Here is a 5,127-nt window from a genome sequence, read left to right as displayed (position 1 = left end):
GTCATGATGCTGGCGCGCGTCGGCGAGCAGAGCGGACTGGCAGCGTAGGCGCGGGTGAAGGTCATACCGCGCTTGGCCAGACGGTCGATGTTCGGGGTCTGATAAAGCTTCGTTTTTCCGAAAAGCGTCGTGTCGCTCCAACCCAGATCGTCGGCCAGGATCAAAACGACATTCGGCTTGTCGCCTGCCGCAAATGCTGCCGTTCCCGCGGTGGTGACCATCATCGCGATGGCAAAAGATCGACTGAGGAGGAGTTTCATGATGTAGAGAGTTTGAATTGCTTGCGTGTGAAGCGAAGGGAACGTTTTACTGCAACTGTTCTCGGCAGGTCAATCATCGCCCATGACCGTCCTTGATTCATGACGGGTTCAAAAACTATCCCGAAACCTGGCGCGAAGGCGTTGCATTGCTTGCCGCATAAATCTGTGTATTTCCCGCGGCGCGGCAATCGCGTAGGATGCCCGCCTCCCGAGCAAAACTCGCCCAAACACCAGCAAAAATGAAAACCACGACACCTCCACTCCGCATCGGACTTCTCGGCATCGGCCTGGATGCCTACTGGCCCCAGTTCGAGGGCCTCAAAGAGCGTCTCGAGGGCTACGTCGCGCAGGCGGCGAAAAGATTCGCTCGGCCGGGCGTCGAAATATGCAACGCCGGGCTCGTCGATTCCCCCGAACGCGCGGTCGAGGCCGGAAGCTTTTTCCGCCGCTCCGAGGTGGACATTATTTTTCTTCACGTCACCACCTACGCGCTTTCGTCCACCGTCTTGCCGGTCGCGCAACGGGCCAAAGTTCCGGTGGTGATCATGAACCTGCAACCGGGTGAGGCGATCGACTACGGGACATTCAACAAGCTCGGGGACCGCACGAAGATGACCGGCGAATGGCTCGCCTGGTGCTCGGCTTGCCCCGTGCCGGAAATCGCCAACGCTTTCAAACGCGCCCGCATCGATTTCCACCAGGTGACAGGGACCCTGCTCGAAAACGACCCGGTCTGGCGCGAAATCGACGATTGGATCGAAGCCGCGCGCGTCGCGCATGCCATGGCCAACAACCGCCTCGGCCTTCTCGGGCACTACTACAACGGCATGCTCGACATCTACACCGACCTCACGGCGCAACTCGCCTGCTTCGGCGGCCACATGGAAATCCTCGAGGTCGAGGAACTCGCTTCCCTGCGGCGCGGCGTCACCAAGTCTTCCGTCGATGCGAAACTCGCCGAGTTCCGCGGGGTCTTCGACATCCAGCCGGACGTTCCCGAGGCGGAACTCGTCCGCGCCGCGAACACGGCCGTCGCGCTCGATCATCTTGTCGAGAAACACCGGCTCGGTTCCATGGCCTATTACTACATGGGCACCGGATCGGAGGAGAACGAGGACGTGATGACCTCGGTGATTCTCGGCAACTCGCTGCTCACCGGACGCGGCATACCCGTGGCGGGCGAATACGAGGTCAAAAACGCGCAGGCCATGAAAATCATGGACACTTTCGGCGTCGGCGGATCGTTCACCGAATACTATGCCGCGGATTTCCGCGAGGACGTCATTCTCCTCGGACACGACGGCCCCGGTCATATCAAAATCGCCTCCGGAAAGACCAAAGTCCGCCCGCTCGATGTCTATCACGGCAAGGTGGGACGCGGGCTTTCCGTGGAGATGAGCGTCCGCCACGGCCCCGTGACGCTGCTTTCGGTGGTGGACGGCGAAAACGGCCGTCCGAAATTTCTCGTCGCCGAGGGAGAGTCGGTGCCGGGCCCGATCCTTGAGATCGGAAACACCAACAGCCGTTACAAATTCCCCGTCGGTGCCCGCGGGTTCATGGAAAAATGGAACGTTCATGGTCCGGCCCACCATTGCGCCATCGGCGTCGGCCACATTTCGGACAAGCTCGGCAAGCTCGCCGCTCTCCTTGGCATCTCCATGGAGAAAGTTTGCTGAGCCCGGAGCCACAGGGTGTTGCTGGCCCGGGTTTCCCGACTGGCGACCACGGCCGTGCGGCGGGGCTCGCGGCCCCGACCGTGTCCGCACGGCCTCTTTGCACGTTTGCGCTTCGCACCTAGAATAAAGCAATATACTCAATAGCGGCCGCCGGTGCGGGCGCTTCCAACTCCCCGACGTTCCTTGTCTTCTTTCCACGACGACCAGCAAAGAATCCGCCGCCTCCGCCGTCAGCGGAAATGGCGCGCGGTGTTGCGGCGTTGGTGGGTCGTGCTTCTCGGGGGAATCATCGGCGGTGCCTTGGCGCTCTATCCCGATGCCCGTCCAAAGGCTCTTTTCACGGCAACGGCCACGGTCGGCGCGGGTGCCGCGGGTGCGGGCGGCTCGCCCGAGGCGGAGGCAAAACTCGCCGACTCGGCTCGCGAGGGCGCAAAGTTGCTCAATAGCAATGCCGCCGCGGTCCGCGTGTTGCAGGAAACCGCCCTTTTGCAGGATCCTGATTTTCTCGCCGGACTCTCCGGCCAAAATGCGGAGACGGGTGAAGTCGACAAGACGGCGGCATCCAGGCGCCTGCAGGGGGCGGTTTTCGCCTCGGCGCGCGGTGCGGACGGTTTGATCGACATCGAGGCGCAGACGGAGTCGCCTGATCTTTGCGTGAAAATTGCCAATGCTTACGCGGAGCAATTTCCTCGCATCATGGAAGACAAAGCGGGGCAATCCGCATCGACTGCCACCGAGATTCTCGCTCTGGAAAAATCGCGTCTGGAGACAAAGTTGCAGATGGCCGGGAAAGCCCTGCAGAGTTTCATCAACCGCCAAGGCGGCAAAGTGGACGATGCCATGCTGGCGGAAGCGCAGTCGAAGATCGACGGGGCGAAGCTGGCGGTTTCCGACGCCGAGGGGGATTTGCTCCGGTTGGATGCCGATCTTGCCAAAGTGCCTGCGTGCAATGGCGACGTTGCGAAATTACTGCAACTGTCGTCGGTCAGAGCCGACCCGCAGGTCGCGGCGCTCGTGGAGGAAACGGGACAGCAGGCAGATGCAGCGGCGGAGCAGCAAGACCGGCTTTCGGCTCCGGTTCTGGAGGCCGTCGCGAGGTTGGAGGTCCGGCGGGCCGAGGCGGAGCAGCGGCTTGAAAAGGCCAAGGCCGCGATGGCGGCCGCCGTGGATCGACATCTCGATTTGTCCGCTTCCTCGGTGGAATACACAACGCTCGAGGCGAACGCCAAGGCGGCCAAAACCCGGTATGACGCGTTCCTGGACAAGGTGACGGCTTCGCCCGGAAAGAAAGGTGGCCCCGAATCCGCGCGCATCGTGGAGCGTGCGCGGGAAGCGACGCGCATGCACAGCTCGAGATCTTGGCGCGCGGTCTGGGGCGTTGTCGCCGGGATGTCCGTTGGCCTCGCGCTGGTTCTGGGGCTGGTGTTCTCGAGGCGCGGGCCTCAGGATTACGACTATGATCTTGGGAACGCATGACGACCTGAAGCGCCACGGCGAACTTTTTCGCGGTGCCGACAGCACACCCTTGTTCGACTGGCTCGCAACCTGCCGCGACGCCGCGCCCGATACGAAAGTCGAATTCCTCGGCGACAAAATGTTCGCCCGCGTGCTTCGCGAGGATACCGCCCCGCGCGACGCGTGCCGCTGGGAAACTCATCGCGAATATGTTGACCTCCAATACGGCCTCGGTGGAGGGGAGATCATCGATTGGGCGCCCGCCGCAAAACTGAACCCCGCGGGGCCGCACGACGAGACGAAGGATGTGCAGTTTTACGGGTCTTCCACGCAGGATTTGGCGGTGCCGATGGGCGACGGACTTTTCGTTTTTCTCTTCCCGACGGACGCCCACCGCCCGCTGGTGTCCGATGGTCGGAACCGCCAGATCCACAAAGTTGTGGTCAAAATCCACAGGTCGCTCCTGGTGATCTGACGCTGCAGGGTCCGAGGGTCATGGACGTCAAACAACTGCTCGCCTCGCCTTCGCCCGGCGCCTACAACCCCCGCTGGGCATGCTGATCAAAGTCTATTCCGCGGCATTGCACGGTGCCGATGCGCTCGAGGTGGAGATCGAGGTCAACGAGGGCAGCGGAGACCCCAAGGTGGTGCTGGTCGGTTTGCCCGACGCGGCCGTCAAAGAAAGCAAAGATCGCGTGACCACGGCCATTGCCAACAGCGGCTACCGCTGGCCGCGCGGTCGCACGACGATCAATCTCGCCCCGGCCGACATCAAAAAGGAAGGGCCCAGTTTCGATCTGCCCATCGCATTGGGTATGTTGGCCGTCGCGCACGGACGCGATCTGCCGCGCCTGGCCGATTGCTGCATCGCCGGCGAATTGGCGCTCACCGGGGCGGTGCGGCCGGTCAAAGGCGTGCTACCCATCGCCCTCGAGGCGCGACGGCGCGGCAAGCCGGTGCTGATCGTGCCGGCGGAAAACGCCGAGGAAGCATCGGTCGTGCAGGGACTCTCCGTCCACGGGGTGCGCAACCTTCGCGAGTGCTTCGAATTTCTCGACGGAAAGGCGGAAATCCCGGCGACCATCTCGGACTTGGATGCGGTCTTCCACCGCAACCAGCACTCGGAATTGGACTTCGCCGACGTCAAAGGGCAGGCGGGCGTGAAGCGGGCTTTCGAGGTGGCTGTCGCCGGCGGACACAACCTGCTCGTGCTCGGTGCGCCCGGCGCCGGCAAGAGCATGCTCGCCAAGCGCATCCCCACGATCATGCCTCCCATGACCCTCGAGGAGGCCATCGAGACCACGAAGATCCACAGCGTGTGCGGTCTTCTGGACGGGAAGCGCAATTTCGTGGCCGTGCGGCCCTTTCGCGCTCCGCATCACACGATCTCGGACGTCGGGCTGCTCGGCGGTTCGACAAACCCCACGCCCGGCGAGGTGAGCCTGGCCCATCACGGTGTGCTCTTTCTCGACGAGTTGCCCGAGTTCAAACGCGGCACGCTGGAAGTTCTGCGCCAGCCGCTGGAGGACGGAAGGGCCGTCATTTCCCGCGCGGCGGGCACGATGACTTTTCCGGCCGACATCATGCTCGTGGCCGCGATGAATCCGTGTCCCTGCGGATACTACGGACACCCCAAGCGGGAGTGCCGCTGTTCGCCGGGGCAGGTGGACCGCTACCGCCAGCGCGTTTCGGGTCCGTTGCTCGATCGCATCGACATCCACGTCGAAGCGCCTCCG

At 62.9% G+C, this 5,127-nt stretch carries 5 protein-coding genes; 4 read left to right on the top strand and 1 reads right to left on the bottom strand.

The window, feature by feature from the left end; all coding sequences use genetic code 11:
* The coding region (locus FGM15_13380; protein MBU3666849.1) for an N-acetylgalactosamine 6-sulfate sulfatase at positions 1 to 260 on the bottom strand (260 nt) is incomplete at its 3' end.
* 239 nt (positions 261 to 499) lie between these two features.
* Between FGM15_13380 and FGM15_13375 the strand changes: the two genes are divergently transcribed.
* The 4 genes from FGM15_13375 to FGM15_13360 form a co-directional block, all read left to right on the top strand.
* The gene (locus FGM15_13375; protein ID MBU3666848.1) at positions 500 to 1,936 is read left to right on the top strand and encodes an arabinose isomerase; all 1,437 of its coding nucleotides are present in this window, start codon (positions 500 to 502) and stop codon (positions 1,934 to 1,936) included.
* A gap of 183 nt (positions 1,937 to 2,119) precedes the next feature.
* Complete coding sequence (locus tag FGM15_13370) at positions 2,120 to 3,412, top strand: hypothetical protein (GenBank protein ID MBU3666847.1); 1,293 nt, start codon at positions 2,120 to 2,122, stop codon at positions 3,410 to 3,412.
* Positions 3,393 to 3,866 carry a DUF386 domain-containing protein gene (locus FGM15_13365; GenBank protein MBU3666846.1) on the top strand — a complete coding sequence of 158 codons (474 nt, stop codon included), beginning with the start codon at positions 3,393 to 3,395 and terminating at the stop codon, positions 3,864 to 3,866. Before FGM15_13370 ends, FGM15_13365 begins: the two co-directional genes overlap by 20 nt.
* 79 nt (positions 3,867 to 3,945) lie before the next feature.
* Positions 3,946 to 5,127, top strand: a 1,182-nt coding sequence (locus FGM15_13360) for a YifB family Mg chelatase-like AAA ATPase (GenBank protein ID MBU3666845.1), incomplete at its 3' end; no start/stop codon positions are given.

The sequence above is a fragment of the Chthoniobacterales bacterium genome (assembly GCA_018883245.1).
Taxonomy (GTDB): domain Bacteria; phylum Verrucomicrobiota; class Verrucomicrobiia; order Chthoniobacterales; family JACTMZ01; genus JACTMZ01.
Note: the sequence above shows the minus strand (reverse complement) of the source record. Positions and strands in the feature narration are given on the sequence as shown.